Here is a 17244-nt window from a genome sequence, read left to right as displayed (position 1 = left end):
AGCTTGTAAAGCGTCACAAGGCACTGGTTTGGAGTCGAGCCTGGGGCTTACGGTACAGGCTCACGGTAAGACCCATAGCTCAGTCGTGCGGTTAGGAAAGAAGCCATGCAGATCCAAAGAATATTAGCGATAGCTCTAGGAATGGCCGTTGTGGTAGCCCCTGGAATTACCGTGGGGATGAGGCCTGCCCACGCGGTGGAGCAAGCTGCCGTCAATCTCCTAAATCAGGGCCGACAGCAGGCAGAGCAGGGGCAGCTAGAGGCGGCGATCGCCACCTACAGCCAGGCGATTCAAGCCGATGCCACCAGTGCCGAGGCCTATTTTCATCGCGGCATTGCCTACCACGACCTGGGCGATTACCAGCTCGCCATCGCTGACTTTTCCACGGCGCTTCAGCTTCGCCCCGACCATCCAGAAACCTTGTATAACCGGGGCGAAGCCCACGCTCACATGACCAATGCCGAGGCGGCGATCGCCGATCTGACCCAGGCCATTGAGCTAGCCCCTGAGGTTGTGCAACCATATCTAGATCGTGGTCTTGTCTTTGCGGCTACCGGCAATTTACCCCAGGCCCTCAGCGACCTAGATGCGGCTATTGCCTTGGCCCCTGAGAACGCCGATGCCCACTACAACCGAGGCAAAATCTATACCGAACTGGGCAATGCCGAAGCCGCCCTCTCAGACTTCAACACCGCGCTCAGCCTCAATCCTGAGCTGGCTGAAGCCTACGGCAATCGCGGTATTTTGCAGTACCAGCTCGGCGACCCCCAAGCCGCCATAGCCGACTTGCGTCAGGCGGCGGCGCTGTTTCAGGCCCAGGGTGATCGCCAAGGCTATCAGCAAACCCTGTACTTCATGCAGCAGGTACAGCAGGGTAGCGAGCAAACCCCGTGAGCCTAGCGCTCTCAATCCTCTGAGCAGGTGTTCAGTGGTAACGATTCTCAGTATCATAGAGAAAAAGCCAGGAAACCGAATTGATGGCTAGTTCTCGCTCTACAGAGAAACCCTCCATTCAAGCGGCTGACTCACCGACCTGTGACAAACCGCTGGTGCATTTAGACAACGTGCGCCAGGTGCAGCCTGAGGTGCTCAGCACCGCCAAGGCTCAGCGGATGGCGGAGTTTTTTAGCGCTCTTTCTGACCCTCACCGGCTTAAGCTGCTGTCGGCCCTGGCCCGGCAAGAACTCTGTGTGTGCGACCTGGCTGCTGCGGTGAAGATGGGTGAATCGGCGGTGTCGCACCAGCTGCGGGTGCTCAAATCTCAGCGTTTAGTCAAGTACCGACGCCAGGGCCGCAATGTGTTCTACAGCCTGGCAGACAGCCACATTACAGCGGTTTATCGAGAAGTAGCCGACCACCTGGACGAGTAACTTACTCTTAGACTGGATTAATTAATTTCTAGAGCAATAAACCAAACAGCTAAAATTATGAAAGAATTATGAAAACTCTTTAGGGGTTTAGCCCCTTTCCACTATGATGCGTTTGCGTTTGTTCTTTCAGGCCCTCTGGGAACGTTTTCCCGTTTTACAAAGGCTCTTTGGGTTGGGGTGGAAGGTTGTACTGACAGAAGCGCTGATCGAAATCCCGTTTACGATTCTAGAATCATCGTTTCTAATTCGATTCCTGTTCGGCATAACGCTAGGATTAACCCTTTGGCAATATCTCGTTATTGCAGCCACGCTCTATCTGCTAATCGAGTTGGGGCGATGGGCATTTTCACGTTTTGTCAGCAAGTCTAATGACTATCGGTTCTGGAAGCATGAACTGGAAATGTTAGAAATTCTGCTTGGTTGGCTCAGTCAGCTCCGAAGGACGAAGAAGGATAGGCGATTGAAGAATCAAGAGGAGAACTAATGAGAGAGCATTTTCTTAGCCTGCATAGCGGCTGTTGTCTTGAAACCCTCTACAGCCATCGACGTACCGACGCCATGTAGTCAGCGAAGAGGCTCCCGAATCTTTGTAGCAGTGCCCGCTCCTCCGGCTTGATCTGAAACTGGGTCAAATTTCGCCATCTAGCTGTCGTAATAGTGCTGCTATGACAGACAGAAATACTACTCCCACAGCTCCAGCTAAGGGATTCTGGTTAATTCCGGTGACCCATTCCGGCACTCGCTCGGTGTAGATCGCCAAATCGACCACATCGATCAGGTAATACCCCGCCACCAGCCCCCCATGCAGCCCAATAGCCAGCCCCAGCCTTCCTTGAGTGCGCTGTCGTGCCCAACCCAGGGTCAGCCCCAGTAGCAGCAGGCCCGGAAAGCTGGGCAATTCCCGCACAATAGCTTCCCAAGGCTTGATGAAGTGCAGGGCTGCATAGATTCCGCCACTGGCCCACAGTGCCAGGGTAAAGCCCCAGTCGTAGCGCAGTTCATCCAGCAGCCAGCCGCGAAAGAGCAGCTCCTCAGCTAGACCAACACCTAGGCCCACCAACAACCCCTCCAGGGCAATGCGCCCTAGGGTGGGCGGTGCCGGTTGCCAGGTGAGCCAGCCCAACCAACCCTCCAGGGTAAACAGCAGCCCCAGGCTCACCAGGCCCACGACTACCCCAATCGCCAACTCTCTCCCATAGTGGGCCGATGCCTCTAGACCATGGGCGCGCAGCGGTTGAGCCTGCCCATGCACGCGGCGACCCCACGGCACCAGCCAAACCATAAACAAGGCGTAGAGCAAAATTAAGGGAATAACGCTAAGGGAGCCATCGGTGCCCAGCCATGCATAGAGAGGCAGGGCAATCGGTACCCAAACCAGCGCTAGCAAGAGCAGAAAGTAGAAAACCCTCACCGGGGCAGGATAGCGAACTAGCTTATGCAGTTGAATCATGCCAAAGGTGCCAGTTTAACCCGTGCGCTGAGCGTCATACATGGCCCTTAGGACTAACCCAGGGTCAACCCAATTGCCGTCGTATTTCAGCATCCAGTGGAGATGAGGGCCAGTGGTGCGCCCCGTCATGCCGACGCGGCCCAATCGTACCCCAGTGGGCAAGTCTTGCCCCTGCTCATAGCGAATGCCTCCATCCGGGTCAACCAAGTAGCGCTTGCCGTTTGAGACTTCGACCCGACCGCTCATATGACAGTAGCGGTGCTCCCACTGGCCCGACCGAATGACGGCAGAGGTGCCACAGGTGGTGTGGTCTGACACCTCGATCACCTTGCCGTTCCACCAGTTGCGCACAAAGCTACCCTGGGGCGCGGCCAAGTCTAGTCCGTAATGAAATTGTGACCCCCCGCCGCCGGTAGGGGAGGTTCTGTAACCAAACGCAGAGGTGTAAGCCTGAAAATTTTCGACTGGGAAAGAAGCCTGTCGCCAGAACATAAGGGGATCTTGAGCAAGAGCAGCGTTGGATGAACCAGGCCAATGTAGGGCAAACACTAGCCCCATGCCAAAACAAAAGGCTATTACTGAAATGCTGACGCGATGCCAACGACGACCCAGCTTTCTCAATGTTTCCATGACGTATACATTCCTTACCAGCGGAGGCAATTGCGTATTCACCGCCCAATTATGCACCAGGATGAAGCCGTGAGTCAGACGGTTGGAGGCAGTGATTTTATTTCTACTGGCTAATGAATAGGTAAGGTATATTGTGTATCATCTGAATAATCTTTCATTTGTTCAGTATATCTCTCGGCAGGTGACTTTATGGCAGAACCTCACACCCAAGCTAGCTGCGATACTCATGCGCCATCGAGCAGCCCTCAGGCTAAAACTCAGGACCATGGCGACTGTTGTGGTCATGACCACGGTCACAGCCACGGCGGCGAAGACTTTGATCTGCGCCGGGAACTGACGCCGATCGCCATTTCTGCGGTCCTCTTTTTGATTGGGCTAATTTTCAATGAGCCGCTGCACAATACCCCCTTTGCCGTTGCTGAATATGCCGTCCTGATTCCGGCCTATCTGATCAGCGGCTGGGGCGTGCTTACCACAGCAGGACGCAACATTCTGCGGGGACAGATTTTTGACGAAAACTTTCTGATGACGATCGCCACCCTGGGGGCGATCGCCATTCACGAAATCCCTGAAGGCGTCGCAGTGATGCTGTTTTTCCAAATTGGGGAACTATTTCAGGATTACGCCGTGGGGCGATCGCGTCGTTCCATCAAAGCCTTACTGGAAGTTCGACCTGACACAGCCAATCTGAAGGTGAACGGCGACATACAGGAAGTGTCGCCAGAATCCGTCAGCGTGGGAGACGTAATTTTGGTGCGCCCCGGTGAAAAAGTGCCGCTGGATGGCGACATTCTGGAGGGCAAGTCCCTGGTGGATACCTCTGCCCTAACGGGAGAATCGGTGCCGCGTACCGTCACATCCGGGGCAACCGTGCTGGCAGGCATGATTAACCAGACAGGGGCGCTAACGGTACGAGTGACCAAACTCTTCGGCGAATCCTCCATTTCCCGAATCTTGGAACTGGTGGAAAACGCCAGCAGCAAAAAGGCCGATACCGAAAAATTCATCACCCGCTTTGCCCGGTATTACACTCCGGTAGTGGTGTTTCTGTCTCTAGCAGTGGCGATTCTGCCGCCCCTGTTCATTGTCGGAGCCTCCCAGGCTGAGTGGACCTACCGTGCCCTGGTGTTACTGGTGATCTCCTGTCCCTGCGGACTGGTGATCAGCATTCCCTTGGGCTACTTTGGCGGCGTCGGGGGGGCGGCCAAACGCGGCATTTTGGTGAAAGGCTCCACCTTTCTAGATGCTCTTACCCAGGTGAAGACCGTCGTATTCGATAAAACGGGTACCCTGACCCAGGGCAACTTCCGGGTTACAAACGTGGTAACCCACAACGGATTGAACAAGCATCAAGTGCTAGAACTAGCGGCTCAGGTCGAATCTCAGTCTAACCATCCAGTAGCCCAGTCGATTCGACAAGCCTATGGTCAGGCCATAGACAAATCTGGCATACAAGACTACGAAGAGATATCCGGTCACGGCATTCGCGCCCGGGTGAATGGCCGCATGGTGCTAGCCGGTAATGACCGACTCCTGCACCGAGAAAAGATTCCTCATGATGTCTGTGTTGTGAACGGTACGGTGGTTCACATGGCTATTGATGGTGACTATAGCGGACGCATCCTCATTGCCGATGAGCTCAAAGCAGATGCGGCTGAAGCGATTCGGGCGCTTCATGCTCAAGGTATCGAAACCGCTATGTTGACCGGGGATAGTCAGTCAGTCGCTGACAGCATCGCCAAAACGTTGGGGCTTGACCAATACCGGGCCGAACTCCTGCCCGAAGACAAGGTAGAGGCACTAGAGGAATTTTTGCAGCGCGCTGGTCAGACTAAGGGCAAAGTTGCCTTTGTCGGCGATGGCATTAACGATGCCCCTGTGATTGCCAGAGCCGATGTCGGTATGGCAATGGGCGGCTTGGGTTCCGATGCCGCCATTGAAACCGCTGATGTGGTGATCATGACCGATGCCCCCTCGAAAGTGGCGGAGGCGATTCAAATTGCTCACAAAACCCTGCGTATTGTCTGGCAAAACATTATTCTTGCCATGGCGGTGAAAGCGATCTTTATTGCGCTAGGTGCGATCGGCCTGGCGACTCTTTGGGAAGCGGTATTTGCCGATGTCGGGGTAGCGCTGCTGGCCATCCTGAATGCCAGTCGCATTATCCGTAATCCGCATTAAATAATGAGTGCTTATCTATGGGGAGTCGTTTTGATTGCCGCTGTTTGGGCAGCCCATTGGGGCGCAGATCGGTTGGGCAAGCCCTTGAAAAAACTGCGATCGCGGTGGGGCCTGACTCAGGTCGCTGGGGCCGCATTAGTAGGCATTGCTGCTGCTAGTCCTGAAATCGGCATCAACACAACCAGCGCCCTCAAACAGGTCGCCGATATCGGCTTAGGCACCATGCTGGGGTCAAATATCATTGCCATTCCAATGGTGGTGACAACCGCCTACATTGCGTCTCGTTAGGCTCAGCTAGGCGAAGGTGAACAGGCTGAATCTGGAGAGGATTTCACAGCTCATCGCCGTCATCGCCAGCAGCGGTTTCTGAAAGTTGATCGACAAGCCGTAACGGTACAAGCCATTCCTTACATAACCATTATTGCCATGATGGCTTTGCTAACCCTGCCCGCTCCGTGGCGCGGACTTCAACCTATCGATGGCTGGCTCATGTTAACGGTCTATGGCGTTTACCTGGCTCAAGCGGTGTTCAGAGGTCGTCAAACCGGACAGAAAACTCAGTGGAGTAAGCAAGAAATTGAAGTTGCGATCGCCGGAGTTCTTGCCCTCGCGATCGGGGCCTATTTCACCGTCACTGCCACTGAAAATATCGTCTCAGCGCTGGGGATTCCAAAGATTATTGGGGGGCTTTTTATCACCGCTCCGATGGCGATGCTGCCAGAGCTGTTTGCCACCTGGAGTATTACCCGCAGCGGCCAAATTACCGCCGCGATCGCCAGCGTCATCGGCGACCATGCCGTCACCATGACTGTGGCTTTCTTTCCCTTGGCCCTGGCTACCGTCCCTATTAGCAACCTGCCGCTGTTTATCACCAACCTGGTATTTGTGGCACTAGTGCCAACTGCGTATGCAGCCCTTATTCACTGGGGTACCCCAGAGCACGGTTTTGCCCTCTGGCAAGTGCTGGGCTTAGACAGTCTGGTTTTGGTCTATCTGGCGATCGTGCTAGGAGGAATTCTCAATGTTGTTTGATTACCAGCATCCACCATATCCACCATGGCCGCCGTGGTGGGTGCCACCATGGCCACCATGATGGCTTGGCGTCACAGTATCCGTAAGGTCTGTGTTACGGAAAATAGGGGAATTGGTTTGAGCCAATGCGATCGCGGGAACCGAAAGCGCAATAGCAGTTGCCACAACTGCTGCAATCATAGAAGTCCATTTCATGATGACCTCCTTATCTGTTGAGTATTTATACTCTGATCCTAACGACCAGATGTGGGCAAACCCGCCCCTCTTGCAATTCGTTACCAGATGTCACCCCAGTTCAAGTTTTGCCCAAGACAAATCTCTATTTATGTCTGCCCCCCTGCAAATCGTGCTGGGCACCTTAGCCCTGAGCCTGATTCATGCTTTGATTCCAGGGCACTGGCTGCCGTTAGTGACGGTGGGCAAGGCCGAAGGATGGTCGCGGCAAGAAACTCTATGGATTACGGCCCTGACCGGATCGGCCCACACTGTCAGCACTCTCTTGATTGGGGTAGCCGTAGGGCTGTTGGGATACCAGTTTGCCGACTACTACGACATCGTGACGCATCTAGTCGCTCCGGCGGTGCTGATTGGGCTAGGGCTGGTTTACCTGGGCAAGGCCCTGCGTCAGCACTTCTCTCAAACCCGTTTTCAGGATAAACATGCCCCTATTGCTGCCGTAGCTGGCAGCTCTGATCGCAGTAAATGGGTAATTATTGTCACTCTGGCAACCGCCATGCTCTTTTCCCCGTGCATCGAAATCGGCGCATTCTACCTATCCGCAGGCGCACTTGGATGGCTTGGGATTGCCCTGGTTTCTGGAGTCTATCCAGTCGTCACCGTGCTGGGCATGGTGCTGGTGGTGAACTGGAGCTGGCAGCGAGCGAAATCATTTTCTGCCACGATCACTACATGGAATCTCAGTGGCCATGCCCTAACAGGCCTGATCCTCGTAGTTCTGGGTTTTTTAACGTTTTTTATTGATATGTAGTCATGCCGCGTAAACAAGCTACTCCCTGGATTCATCGCTATGCCCGCCCCCTGATGGCGGGGTTAGCAGCGGTTGGCGCTGTCGTCACCGCTTACTTAACGATCAATAAACTCACGGGTAGCGCCACGGCCTGCCCTACTAGGGGCTGTGATATCGTGCTCTCTAGCCCCTATGCCACGGTATTTGGCCAGCCGCTGGCCCTGTTTGGCTTTTTGGCCTACGTAGGCATGGCGGTCATCGCGATCGCTCCCCTGCTGGTCAACGGGGCTGAGCAAAAAGACCTCAGAGAGAAATTTACTCGCCTGACCCAACCCCTGCTGCTAATCGGCGGCACCGCCATGATGGTCTTTAGCGGCTACCTGATGTATCTGCTCACCGCAGAAATCAAGGCCGTTTGCCTCTACTGCGTCGGGTCGGCGCTGCTATCAACCAGCCTGTTTTTGCTTGCCCTCATCGGCCAAAATTGGTCTGATCTATCTCAACCCTTCTTCATCGGTAGCATTACAGCATTTCTGGTGGTGGTAGGTACCCTAGGCGTCTATGCCAATGTCAATAACCCAGTCACTGCTGAAGGTTCGGGCGACCAGCTGGGGCCTGCCATTACCACCCAGTCTGGCCCGGCTGAAATGGCCCTGGCTCAGCACTTGGCCGATACAGGCGCTATTTTCTACGGAGCCTGGTGGTGCCCCCACTGCCACGACCAAAAGCAGCTTTTTGGCCAGGAAGCTAGCCAGGTCATACCCTACGTAGAGTGCGCTACCCCCGAGGGGCAAGAGCAAACCCCCGAGTGCCAGGAAGCTGGCATTACCGGCTATCCCACCTGGGAAATTAACGGTGAACGCCTATCGGGGACGCAAACCCTGGAGGAACTCGCCCAGCTCTCGGGCTATACCGGCCCCACCACCTTTCAAAATTCGATTTAGCGCAAAGGAGAACCCCTTGAGACGTACAGCTAAAATAGTCAGCCTAGTCGGTGTGGCGATGGGAGGACTGCTAGCAGTGGCTTCCCCAGTAGGTGCCCATAGCGCTGACCAAGCGTTGAGCGAGCAGGCCCAGCTCGACGAACTCGTTGACTTGCTAGAGTCAGGAGAAGAACTGGTCGAAGCTGGTGATCTGGTTGAAGCGCTAGCTCGCTACCAGCACGCGGTTAGCTTGGATGGAGATAATGCCAAAATCTTCTCAGCTATTGGCTACCTCCAGTCTCGCCAGGGCAACTTTCAAGCCGCGATCGCCGCCTTTCAATCCGCCATCGAGCTAGAGTCTGACAATCTGGCCTTTTATTTCGGCTTGGCCTATGCCCACAGCAGTATGGGCGAGTACGAGGCAGCGAGCAACGCCTACCGACAAATCCTGCGATTGCAGCCCGATAACCGGGCGGCTCGACAGGGGCTAGGCGCGGCGCTGTTTCAAACCGCAGCCTTTGAAGAGGCTCTGGCGATCTACACCAAGCTTTTGCAGCAAGACTCTAACAACCTACAAGCCGCCGAATCTATCGGCCTGATTTTGCTCCAGCAGGGCAATACCGATGCCGCGATCGCGGCTTTAGAACGAGCCGCTGCTCTGGCCCCCCAGGCCAGCCAAATTCAGATGAACCTGGGCATTGCCCACCTCAAAGCAGGGGATATGGCCTCGGCGCTAACCGCGTTTAGAACAGCAGCGGCAGAAGAGCCCCGCAACGCCGATATTCGCATGCAGATTGGCTACCTGCTCTGGCAACAAGGAAACCTAGACGCCGCTCTAGAAAGCTATCAGCAGGCGGCCCGGCTTCAGCCCGACTCGGTGATTGCCCACGATGCGATCGCCGATCTCTACTTCGAGCAGCAAGAGGTACTGATGACCATTGTCGCCCATCGCGAGGTGCTCGAACTAGATCCCGATCATGCCCCTGGTTACTACCATCTAGGCGTTGCGCTAGAGGCGCGGGGCCGCCGAGCAGAGGCGATCGAGGCGCTGCAACGGGCAAAGACGTTACTCCTGGAGCAAGAAAACAGTGAAGACGCCCAGATTGTGGATCAGCTGCTGCAAAAACTCCAATCGTCGTAGCTTGCCACAATGTAAACAGACTGCACTTTCCACAAACTCTGCCGATAACGACATTGCTGTACTACGGAACGTTTAACCATGGCGACTGACAGTAGCAAAAGAGAATTCAACCCGTTCTTGGGGTACAGCTACTCTAGGCGGCTGGTAGAGCTAGGGCGTGTCGTCCTGCTTGTGGGTGGGTTGGGCAGCGGGTTGGCGGTTGTACCGGTCCTGGCCACAACCGACATAGACCCACCCGCCCCCATTCCAGCAGAGGCGTTGCTCCCTGTCGCAGCCAGTCCGTCTGGAGTCGAAAGCGTACCCCAATCTTCAGCCCCCGCTTCAATACAGAGTCCGGTAGAAGCGTTGCCCAGTGCGAGCGTTAGCGCACCTGCTCAGATATCCGAACGGACTGTACCCAATCAATTGCCTGCTAGTGCCCCTGCTCCGACTGGGTATAATAGCGTCTTTATTGACCCAACTGACTACAGCCTTGGGGCGACAGCGGCTCCAGGGGCTTCTCCTAATCTCGTGTTTGCAGAACGAGCAACGGGCTGTCAAATCACCGTAGCAGGATCGCAAACCCCTCCCCAGTCTTCCTGTCAAGCCACCGCCCCCGACTCTACCAGCCCACCTGCGGATAGTGGCGATGGCATTCAAGTGGGGCCTGTTTCTATCAGCTCGCGCGGCGTTAGCTTAGGCGACACCACCATCGTTAGCCGAGCTCAGTTAAATGAAAAGCTGCGGCCCTTAAACATCCTCCGGCGCGGCAATCAGGAATATGTTTTCCCCCTATCTATTCCAGCCCCGATCACCTCGCTGTTCGGCTGGCGGATGCATCCTGTTCATCAAAACTGGCGGTTTCACTCTGGCACCGACTTGGGGTCTCCTGCTGGCACCCCTGTATTAGCGACCCGCTCAGGCAAGGTTGCGGTGGCCGATCACCTTGGCGGCTATGGCCTAATGGTAATTCTGCGCCACGATGATGGGGATTTGGAATCTCGCTATGCCCATTTGTCTAAGCTGGCTGTGCAAGCCGGAGAATGGGTTGAGCAGGGGGAGGTTGTTGGTCTGGTGGGCAGCACCGGCACGGCGACCGGCCCCAACCTGCATTTTGAAATCCGCCAGCTAACCAGTCAGGGCTGGGCAGCAGCAGATGCCAGAGATATCTTGGACGATGGCATTGCTGACCTCCTCAATGTTATCAACAACCCCTTGCAGGCATTGGGATCAGATTTCGCTAGTGGAGCCAGTGCTGCAGAGTCTCCCGCCAACTATCCCTTCCGCCCGGCCCAGCCAAACGCTAGTTAGTGCTTTAGCTACAGCATCTGTCATGTCCAAAAGCCCTTTCTCCCCTTTGCAGCGATGGCCACCCCTCCTCGTGCTTCTGCTCGGCGCAACCAGAGACTAGCTCAGCAACGTCAACTGTTGGCCGTCAAAATCCAGGTGGTGACCTGGCGGCGGGTCGTTGTCGTCTGGCTGCTGTTGATGCTGGCCTTAGTCGGGATTGGCGGGCGGCTAGTCTACTTACAACTGCTGCAAGGGAAGACCCTGAGCGCTCTAGCCGAACAGCAGCGAACACTGCCGACGCTGATTCGCCAAGCTCGTTACCCAATTGTCGATCGTCTTGGTGGCGTGTTGGCTACCGACCAAGTTGCCTATACCCTTTACATGCATCCCAAGCTGTTTAAGCAGTCTGTCACCGAGGTAACCGAGGCACTATCCCCTGTGGTGGCTATGCCACAGAATGAACTCTTGAATCTACTTAACCAGCAACCCACTGGTATTCGGTTTCCGGGTCAACTGTCAGAAGCGGTGGGCGATCGCATTCGGACGTTACGCATTGACGGCTTAGAGTTGGTGCCTCAGCAACAGCGGTTTTACCCCCAGCAGGAACTCTTTGCCCCAATCGTAGGGTTCATCAATCTCGATGGGAAACCCCAGGCCGGGTTAGAGATGGCCTACGCCGAACAACTCGCGATCGCTGCGCCCCCATCGGTCGATCCAGCAGTGCCGTCGTTAGCGGGTGGGGCATCCCCGAACGCAAGCCTGCGCCTGACCCTTGACAGTCGCCTGCAGCGAATTGCCCAGCAAGAACTAGAGGCGGTGGTCCAGGCCTATGACGCCCAGCGAGGCACTGTCATGGTGATGGACGCCCCTACTGGAGAAATCTTAACCCTGGCCAGCGTGCCCACCTATGACCCCAATCGCTACTACGAAGCCGACATCAGCGCCTTTCGTACTTGGCCAGTGAGCGATACCTACGAACCCGGCTCGACCTTTAAGCCGATCAATGTTGCGATCGCCCTAGAAGATCAAGTAATTTCCCCTGATGACGTAATTAATGACAGCGGGCGCATACAGTTTGGTAAGTGGTTGATCAAAAACAGCGACTACAGCGAGGTCGGTGCCCGAGGCCCCATTTCAATTACCGATATCCTCAAATATTCCAGCAATGTAGGCATGGTGCAGATCATGCAAAAAATGGCCGTCTCCAACTATTTCAACTGGCTAGAACGCCTGACCCTAGGGCAGCCTACAGAAATCGACTTGCCATCGGAAGCCTCTGGGCAAATGAAACCCCGAGCCAAATTCATCAACAGTCAGGTCGAAACGGCCACTACTTCATTTGGTCAAGGGTTTGCGCTGACACCGGTAAAAATGCTGCAACTGCTGGCCACCTTAGCCAATGGTGGCAACCTGGTAACGCCTCACATTGTCGAGGGTATGGTGGCAAAAAACGGTACCTATTTGTGGCAGACCAAACACGCTGATCCTAAAGCCGTCTTTTCTCCCCAAACCACCCAACAGGTGCTTGCCATGATGGAGGCGGTGGTCGCTGAGGGAACCGGTAAGCCTGCCCAAATTGAGGGATACCGGGTTGCTGGCAAAACGGGCACAGCCCAAAAAGTTAACAACTCAACGGGTTATAGTTCTGCCCGTATCACTAGCTTCGTCGGCATCGCGCCCGTAGAAGCTCCCCGCTATGTGGTATTAGCGGTCATTGATGAGCCCACTGGCGAGAACGCCTACGGTTCAACAGTAGCAGCTCCGTTGGTTAAACGGGTGATGGAGTCGCTGTTGGTGCTCCAGGGAGTATCTCCGAGTCGCTCTATCGAGATGCAGTGATGACCAGGTCAGTGCCTCGACCATGCTGGTGCATCTACTTTTCCAGAGGCTTCTGAGTATCCCTGTTCTCGGTACTAAGAAATCTGGCGCTGTACGCTACGCCGCTGGACTCTTTGTCTTGATCTGGAGTCAAACTGACTGAAGCTCACTTTGTCTAGCAATAATTTTGGTACGAGAATAGAACCTGCCACAGAAAGGCGAATTTGAATACCCCTCAGGGACACGGTAGCCGAGCTCACGCGAGTATGTGAGGTCTTGTTTGGCAGGTAGTTGGTAGGACGGTTTATTGAGAATCGCTATAATCGAGATGCAGAGAGGGTTAGAAGATTTTCTGAACTTCGTTTGAGACGAAGCAGATTCGCACCTTACTCCATTTACCTAGGATATAAAAGTACCAAGACGTTCTCAACCATGTTGAATGGATTAGGTTTAGGTAGTGAGAGTGGGAACCGCTGCTTTTGGCCCCATCTGTAGAATGTCTTTCGCCATTGTTTGAGAGGCAACATTCGCGATCGCCTGCCAGTCTTCTGTAGTGAACATCTGAGCGAGCATAGCGATCGCTTCAGCCCGAATCACCTTCTGTTCGTTGGGTAACGCCTGCTCTCCCTCTGCCAACAGCGCCTCAACCCAGGCCGTTTGTTCAGAGGTGAGATGCCTCAGATGATCGTATAAGCATTTTTGCGCCTCCATGTAGACAGCCTCTAGACTCCGCCCGAGCTGCCACGACTCTAACCACCCTTTCAGCTCTGGTAACAAGATGGATAGCACTCGCACATACCACCGCTGTCGCTGCAGAGCTTCTGGCGAAGCATTTTTGAGTAAGTCCACATAAGGCTGTAGCCCCAGTCCAGACTCAACCATCCCTTCCTCATTGGCGTGATCGGCATCTGCTTCCCGAACCCAAGTCTCGTCATTGAGTAAGTCCATCAGGTTGCCCGTTTTTCTCAGTTGCTCAGCCAGGATTGCATCATTCATAAGCGATTGGATGAGTTAAAGCGTTAATGCAGCGTACTCGAAGTATACCAATCCGTCTTTGTCCGGGTCGGAGCCGTAGTCCGGCATATCGTAACGTCGATAGAAGGCTTCCGCGCCCGGTAGCGCATGTAGACCGACGCGACCACCGTAACCCAACTCCACACTGCGCTGACGGGTAAAGAGTAAGAGCGCCCGTCCGACTCCAATCAGATAAGGAGGATTTTCGAGTAATCGGCGATTCCACGGCGCAGAGGCTAAGTATTCGACATAGACCAGAGGAAACCGTTGCGGCAACCAGGAACGGTGCCATTGCGTTTCGAGCAAGATGACGCCTTGAAGTAGCGCCTCAAACTCGATGCCGTAGGCCTCATAGCGATCATCATTGACAGCCAGACGTAACTTATAGGCTCAGTCCCAACTGGCGTCAGGCTGCTGTGTCTCCCGTAGAATGCCCTCCCAGATGTCATCGATTTGCCCGACCTGTTCCTGAGTTAACAAGCCGATTGTCGCCGTGACGATTTCGTTTGGGGGTTTCGTTAATCGAATAGGACGGTTCATGGGCATCACATCGGAATGCCCTAAAGCTCAGCAATGCCTGTCCCTAGCTCAATCAGCGGAGAGCGAGATAACCTCTCCCCCATGACTCATCTCGGTGGGGAAACCAAGCTGAAAAGACCGCATCCAATGCAAACTATGGATCCAATAAAGCAAGAGCATTTACCTCAAGATCTGCCTTCCAGCGGTGAGTTTCTGGCTAGCATTGAGTAATTTTGGATCGAAAATGGATCGAGGACTTTTTTGTAAAGACTGCAACCATTCAATGGCATAGCTTATAGAGTTCAGATACCTACCATCGCACCGCAGAGGTCAGGAGTTCGAATCTCCTATTCTCCATTCTCTCAAACCTATATAGGTCAAGGGTTGTATCGCCCATCAACAAAGTGATTCAGAGCCTTGCTGAGTTCCTGGGGCTAGACGCTGTTATGCCACTTTTGGCCATTTTGGTTAGAATTTGGATCGAAATTGGATCGAAAGATTTCTCGATCCATTCGAGCCATTCTCTGTAGGGCTTTCACCATGGCCAATGCTGCTAGAGCGAAGAAGGGCACCGTCTCAGTGACAAGTGACCGAGATCGGTTGCGTCTGGGCTGGCGTTACAAAGGGGAACGCTATTTTCTGTTTATCGGGCTCCCTGACACCGTCACGAATCGGAGAGTGGCCGAGGCCAAGGCGTCTCAAATCGAACTCGACATGATGTCAGGGCATTTCGATCCAACGCTTCGAGCCTATAAATTGCAGCTTCCTAACCGCAGTCAGCTGACTGTCACCGGCCTATTCAACAAATTCATCCAGCACAAATCAAAGACGGTCGTTTCGGCCACCCTGGATAAATATCGTGGACTACTGAATTATTTGGAGGAATTCTTTAAGACTCGTTCGGTTGCTGAAGTCAGCGTAGCCGAGGCCGAAAAATTCACCAGCTGGTATGACTCTCAAGATTTATCCAAGGTTGTCATTCGAGAGCGCCTGGGCCTTTTGAAGGCGTGCTGGGAGTGGGGGATTGAGCAGGCTTTAGTTGAGTCTAATCCTTGGGTAGATATGCCTTTAAGAATTAAGGTTCCGCCAAAACAAATGCCTAAGCCTTTCACCGAGGCAGAAATCAAATCAATCGTTGAGGCGTTTAAAGCTAATCGTTATTATCGCCACTACGTCAATTTTGTGGAGTTTCGCTTTGGCAGTGGTTGCCACACTGGAGAGATCGTGGGCCTACGCTGGAAACATATCTCTGAGGATTGCTCAACCATTTGGATTGGTGAGGCTTTAGTCAAAGGCAAGCAGAAAGCTACGAAAACGAATCGATCGCGGTATATCACCCTGACACCTAAGTTGCAGAAAATGCTTCAGGGATTGAGACGAGCTGATAGTGATCCTAATGATTTGGTTTTTAAGGGGCCAAAAGGAGCTCCTATCGATGCAAAAAACTTTGCCCAACGAGGCTGGCAGAAAATTTTAACTAAGTTAGGTATTGATTACCAAAGACCTTACAATACCCGACATGCCTTGATTTCTCATGCCCTAGATAAAGGTATGAATCCGGTGGAAGTAGCTCAGTTAACAGGACACGATGTGCAGACGCTTTACCGAAATTATGCAGGTAACGTCAACAGCCGCCCTCGCTTACCAGAAATATAAGCACCAAGCGTAGGTCTTAGGATAGGTTGCGCCCGAACCAGACCACTTTCCCCATGAGGTTGAGGCCGCTGGATGTCTCAGATAGCTGAATTGAGAAGGCTTCATAGGCAGGGTGATCACTGAGCACCCTGAGCGTGTCATCGGCTATATACTGCAAGCGCTTGATGAGCAGCCGATTATCGAGTTTGATCAGGTAGATGCCGTGACTCACGGTTTCTAAGTCACGATCATTGGTGTCCACCAGCGCTAAATCTCCCTGCTGAAGGGTCGGTTCCATGCTTTCATCGACCACTTGGGTGAGCAGCAAATTTTCAAAGGCGTTGGGGAACTCTGCTCGGAGCCAGCCCGTCTCAAAGGCCAGCGGATCCTTATAAACGTAATCTTCGGCTGACGCTTTGGATGAGTCTTTGGCCCCCGCAATAAGTTGACCGGTTGCCAGCCACTCAACGCTGACCTTGGCTGTGCGTGCTATAGCGAGCAGTGCCGGTCTTGTGGGTTCGCTTTGGCCATTGAGATATTGGCGGAGCACGGTGTCAGAAAAGCCACAATCTCTAGCAAAGCCCCGTATACTCTTGTCTCCAACCGCCTGTTTCAAACGGACTGGAAACTGATCAACTTCTGTGGCATCCGCCTGCGCCTCGTCAGGTAATGGATTAGTCATAGAGTTACATTAATCGCAGATGCAAATTATAACACTTGACATGCAAGTTATTTGTTGCTAACTTCATCGATATATTGATGGAGCTAAGACAATTCTATGCATGTAGAAGACATTAAAGCAGCTCTACGCAAGCAGGGCTGGACTTTAACCAGCATCGCAAAAGAACTGAATATTGGCACCTCGGCAGTCTCCCATGCCTTGACTCGACAGCGATCGCGCCGAATCGAGCAGGTCGTGGCGGGCAAGCTTGGCCTGCCACCCCATGAGATTTGGCCTCAACGGTATAAGCGAGGAAGGATGACCCATGGTTCAATTTGTCAGCAAACAGGAAGCTACCCAGTCGCCGAAGCTCAGCGGTACAACCTTAAGGCGCTATCGGGTGCAGGGGCTGTTGATCGAGGGCGTTCATTGGGTTCGAGTGAATAGCCGTTGCATCCGCTACAACCTAGAACTGATCAAGGACTGGCTCCACAACCGCCACGACCCAGCGGCTCACCAACGGGCCATTGAGATCTACCAGGCTAGTTTGTTAAGCAACCAGCGCAGGATTCCTAAACGATCTGGACATCAATAAAAAGAGATGTTGAACCAGCTATAGGGCTTCAAGGCTTAA

The 17244-nt window shown here is 53.8% G+C and carries 19 protein-coding genes and 2 pseudogenes; 14 read left to right on the top strand and 7 right to left on the bottom strand.

What is annotated here, in order from left to right:
- Nucleotides 1-141: 141 nt before the first annotated feature.
- The 3 genes from IQ254_RS00190 (at nt 142) to IQ254_RS00180 (ending at nt 1854) form a co-directional block, all read left to right on the top strand.
- Complete coding sequence (locus tag IQ254_RS00190) at nt 142-894, top strand: tetratricopeptide repeat protein (protein WP_228039834.1); 753 nt, start codon at nt 142-144, stop codon at nt 892-894.
- An 83-nt stretch (nt 895-977) separates the two neighbouring features.
- Complete coding sequence (locus IQ254_RS00185; protein ID WP_193963079.1) at nt 978-1370, top strand: helix-turn-helix transcriptional regulator; 393 nt, start codon at nt 978-980, stop codon at nt 1368-1370.
- 103 nt (nt 1371-1473) lie between these two features.
- Nucleotides 1474-1854, top strand: a complete 381-nt coding sequence (locus tag IQ254_RS00180; RefSeq protein ID WP_193963078.1) for a hypothetical protein — start codon at nt 1474-1476, stop codon at nt 1852-1854.
- Between the two features lie 49 nt (nt 1855-1903).
- Here IQ254_RS00180 and IQ254_RS33370 read toward each other — a convergent pair.
- The 3 genes and pseudogenes from IQ254_RS33370 to IQ254_RS00170 all read right to left on the bottom strand — a co-directional run.
- Nucleotides 1904-2002 (bottom strand): annotated as a pseudogene (locus IQ254_RS33370) (isoprenylcysteine carboxylmethyltransferase family protein); the annotation flags it as partial.
- On the bottom strand, nt 1999-2820 hold the full coding sequence (locus IQ254_RS00175; protein WP_193963076.1) for a CPBP family intramembrane glutamic endopeptidase: 822 nt from the start codon (nt 2818-2820) through the stop codon (nt 1999-2001). The gene IQ254_RS00175 and the pseudogene IQ254_RS33370, both read right to left, overlap by 4 nt.
- Before the next feature lie 15 nt (nt 2821-2835).
- A complete protein-coding gene (locus tag IQ254_RS00170; RefSeq protein WP_278000281.1) occupies nt 2836-3312 on the bottom strand; it encodes a M23 family metallopeptidase in 477 nt (158 codons plus the stop codon).
- A gap of 327 nt (nt 3313-3639) precedes the next feature.
- Between IQ254_RS00170 and IQ254_RS00165 the strand changes: the two genes are divergently transcribed.
- From IQ254_RS00165 to IQ254_RS32965, 3 genes are all read left to right on the top strand, one after another.
- Nucleotides 3640-5631 (top strand): heavy metal translocating P-type ATPase, encoded by a 1992-nt coding sequence (locus IQ254_RS00165; protein ID WP_193963074.1) that lies wholly within the window; start codon nt 3640-3642, stop codon nt 5629-5631.
- 3 nt (nt 5632-5634) lie between these two features.
- The gene (locus tag IQ254_RS32970) at nt 5635-5919 is read left to right on the top strand and encodes a hypothetical protein (RefSeq protein ID WP_228039832.1); all 285 of its coding nucleotides are present in this window, start codon (nt 5635-5637) and stop codon (nt 5917-5919) included.
- A gap of 138 nt (nt 5920-6057) precedes the next feature.
- Entirely contained in the window at nt 6058-6663 is a 606-nt protein-coding gene (locus IQ254_RS32965; protein WP_228039825.1) for a hypothetical protein, read from the top strand.
- On the opposite strand, the gene IQ254_RS00155 is transcribed toward IQ254_RS32965, so the two are convergent.
- Nucleotides 6664-6858: a hypothetical protein gene (locus IQ254_RS00155; protein ID WP_193963073.1), complete on the bottom strand. Its 195-nt coding sequence runs from the start codon at nt 6856-6858 to the stop codon at nt 6664-6666. It lies immediately after the preceding gene.
- A 130-nt stretch (nt 6859-6988) separates the two neighbouring features.
- Here IQ254_RS00155 and IQ254_RS00150 point away from each other — a divergent pair, with 130 nt between their 5' ends.
- From IQ254_RS00150 to IQ254_RS00130, 5 genes are all read left to right on the top strand, one after another.
- Nucleotides 6989-7651, top strand: a complete 663-nt coding sequence (locus IQ254_RS00150; protein ID WP_193963072.1) for a hypothetical protein — start codon at nt 6989-6991, stop codon at nt 7649-7651.
- 2 nt (nt 7652-7653) lie between these two features.
- Nucleotides 7654-8574, top strand: a complete 921-nt coding sequence (locus tag IQ254_RS00145) for a vitamin K epoxide reductase family protein (RefSeq protein ID WP_193963071.1) — start codon at nt 7654-7656, stop codon at nt 8572-8574.
- A 16-nt stretch (nt 8575-8590) separates the two neighbouring features.
- A complete protein-coding gene (locus IQ254_RS00140; RefSeq protein ID WP_193963069.1) occupies nt 8591-9694 on the top strand; it encodes a tetratricopeptide repeat protein in 1104 nt (367 codons plus the stop codon).
- A 78-nt stretch (nt 9695-9772) separates the two neighbouring features.
- On the top strand, nt 9773-10984 hold the full coding sequence (locus IQ254_RS00135) for a M23 family metallopeptidase (RefSeq protein WP_193963067.1): 1212 nt from the start codon (nt 9773-9775) through the stop codon (nt 10982-10984).
- 54 nt (nt 10985-11038) lie between these two features.
- Nucleotides 11039-12802, top strand: coding sequence for a penicillin-binding protein 2 (locus IQ254_RS00130; protein ID WP_193963065.1), 1764 nt, complete (start codon nt 11039-11041; stop codon nt 12800-12802).
- A 429-nt stretch (nt 12803-13231) separates the two neighbouring features.
- Here the strand turns inward: IQ254_RS00130 and IQ254_RS00125 are convergent, their stop codons facing one another.
- Both IQ254_RS00125 and IQ254_RS00120 read right to left on the bottom strand, forming a co-directional pair.
- On the bottom strand, nt 13232-13777 hold the full coding sequence (locus IQ254_RS00125; protein WP_193963063.1) for a hypothetical protein: 546 nt from the start codon (nt 13775-13777) through the stop codon (nt 13232-13234).
- A gap of 15 nt (nt 13778-13792) precedes the next feature.
- Nucleotides 13793-14101 (bottom strand): hypothetical protein, encoded by a 309-nt coding sequence (locus tag IQ254_RS00120; protein WP_228039823.1) that lies wholly within the window; start codon nt 14099-14101, stop codon nt 13793-13795.
- Between the two features lie 753 nt (nt 14102-14854).
- On the opposite strand from IQ254_RS00120, the gene IQ254_RS00115 reads away from it, so the two are divergent.
- Nucleotides 14855-15970 (top strand): tyrosine-type recombinase/integrase, encoded by a 1116-nt coding sequence (locus IQ254_RS00115; RefSeq protein WP_228039821.1) that lies wholly within the window; start codon nt 14855-14857, stop codon nt 15968-15970.
- Nucleotides 15971-15986: 16 nt separating this feature from the next.
- Here the strand turns inward: IQ254_RS00115 and IQ254_RS00110 are convergent, their stop codons facing one another.
- Nucleotides 15987-16631: a LexA family transcriptional regulator gene (locus IQ254_RS00110; RefSeq protein ID WP_193963060.1), complete on the bottom strand. Its 645-nt coding sequence runs from the start codon at nt 16629-16631 to the stop codon at nt 15987-15989.
- A gap of 96 nt (nt 16632-16727) precedes the next feature.
- Between IQ254_RS00110 and IQ254_RS33365 the strand changes: the two are divergent.
- Together IQ254_RS33365 and IQ254_RS00100 are read left to right on the top strand one after the other, a co-directional pair.
- Nucleotides 16728-16865 (top strand): annotated as a pseudogene (locus IQ254_RS33365) (transcriptional regulator); the annotation flags it as partial.
- A gap of 70 nt (nt 16866-16935) precedes the next feature.
- Nucleotides 16936-17205 (top strand): hypothetical protein, encoded by a 270-nt coding sequence (locus IQ254_RS00100; protein ID WP_193963059.1) that lies wholly within the window; start codon nt 16936-16938, stop codon nt 17203-17205.
- The last annotated feature ends 39 nt before the right edge of the window (nt 17206-17244 follow it).

The organism is Nodosilinea sp. LEGE 07088, assembly GCF_015207395.1.
GTDB lineage: Bacteria > Cyanobacteriota > Cyanobacteriia > Phormidesmidales > Phormidesmidaceae > Nodosilinea.
This window is presented reverse-complemented; position numbering and strand designations above follow the sequence as displayed.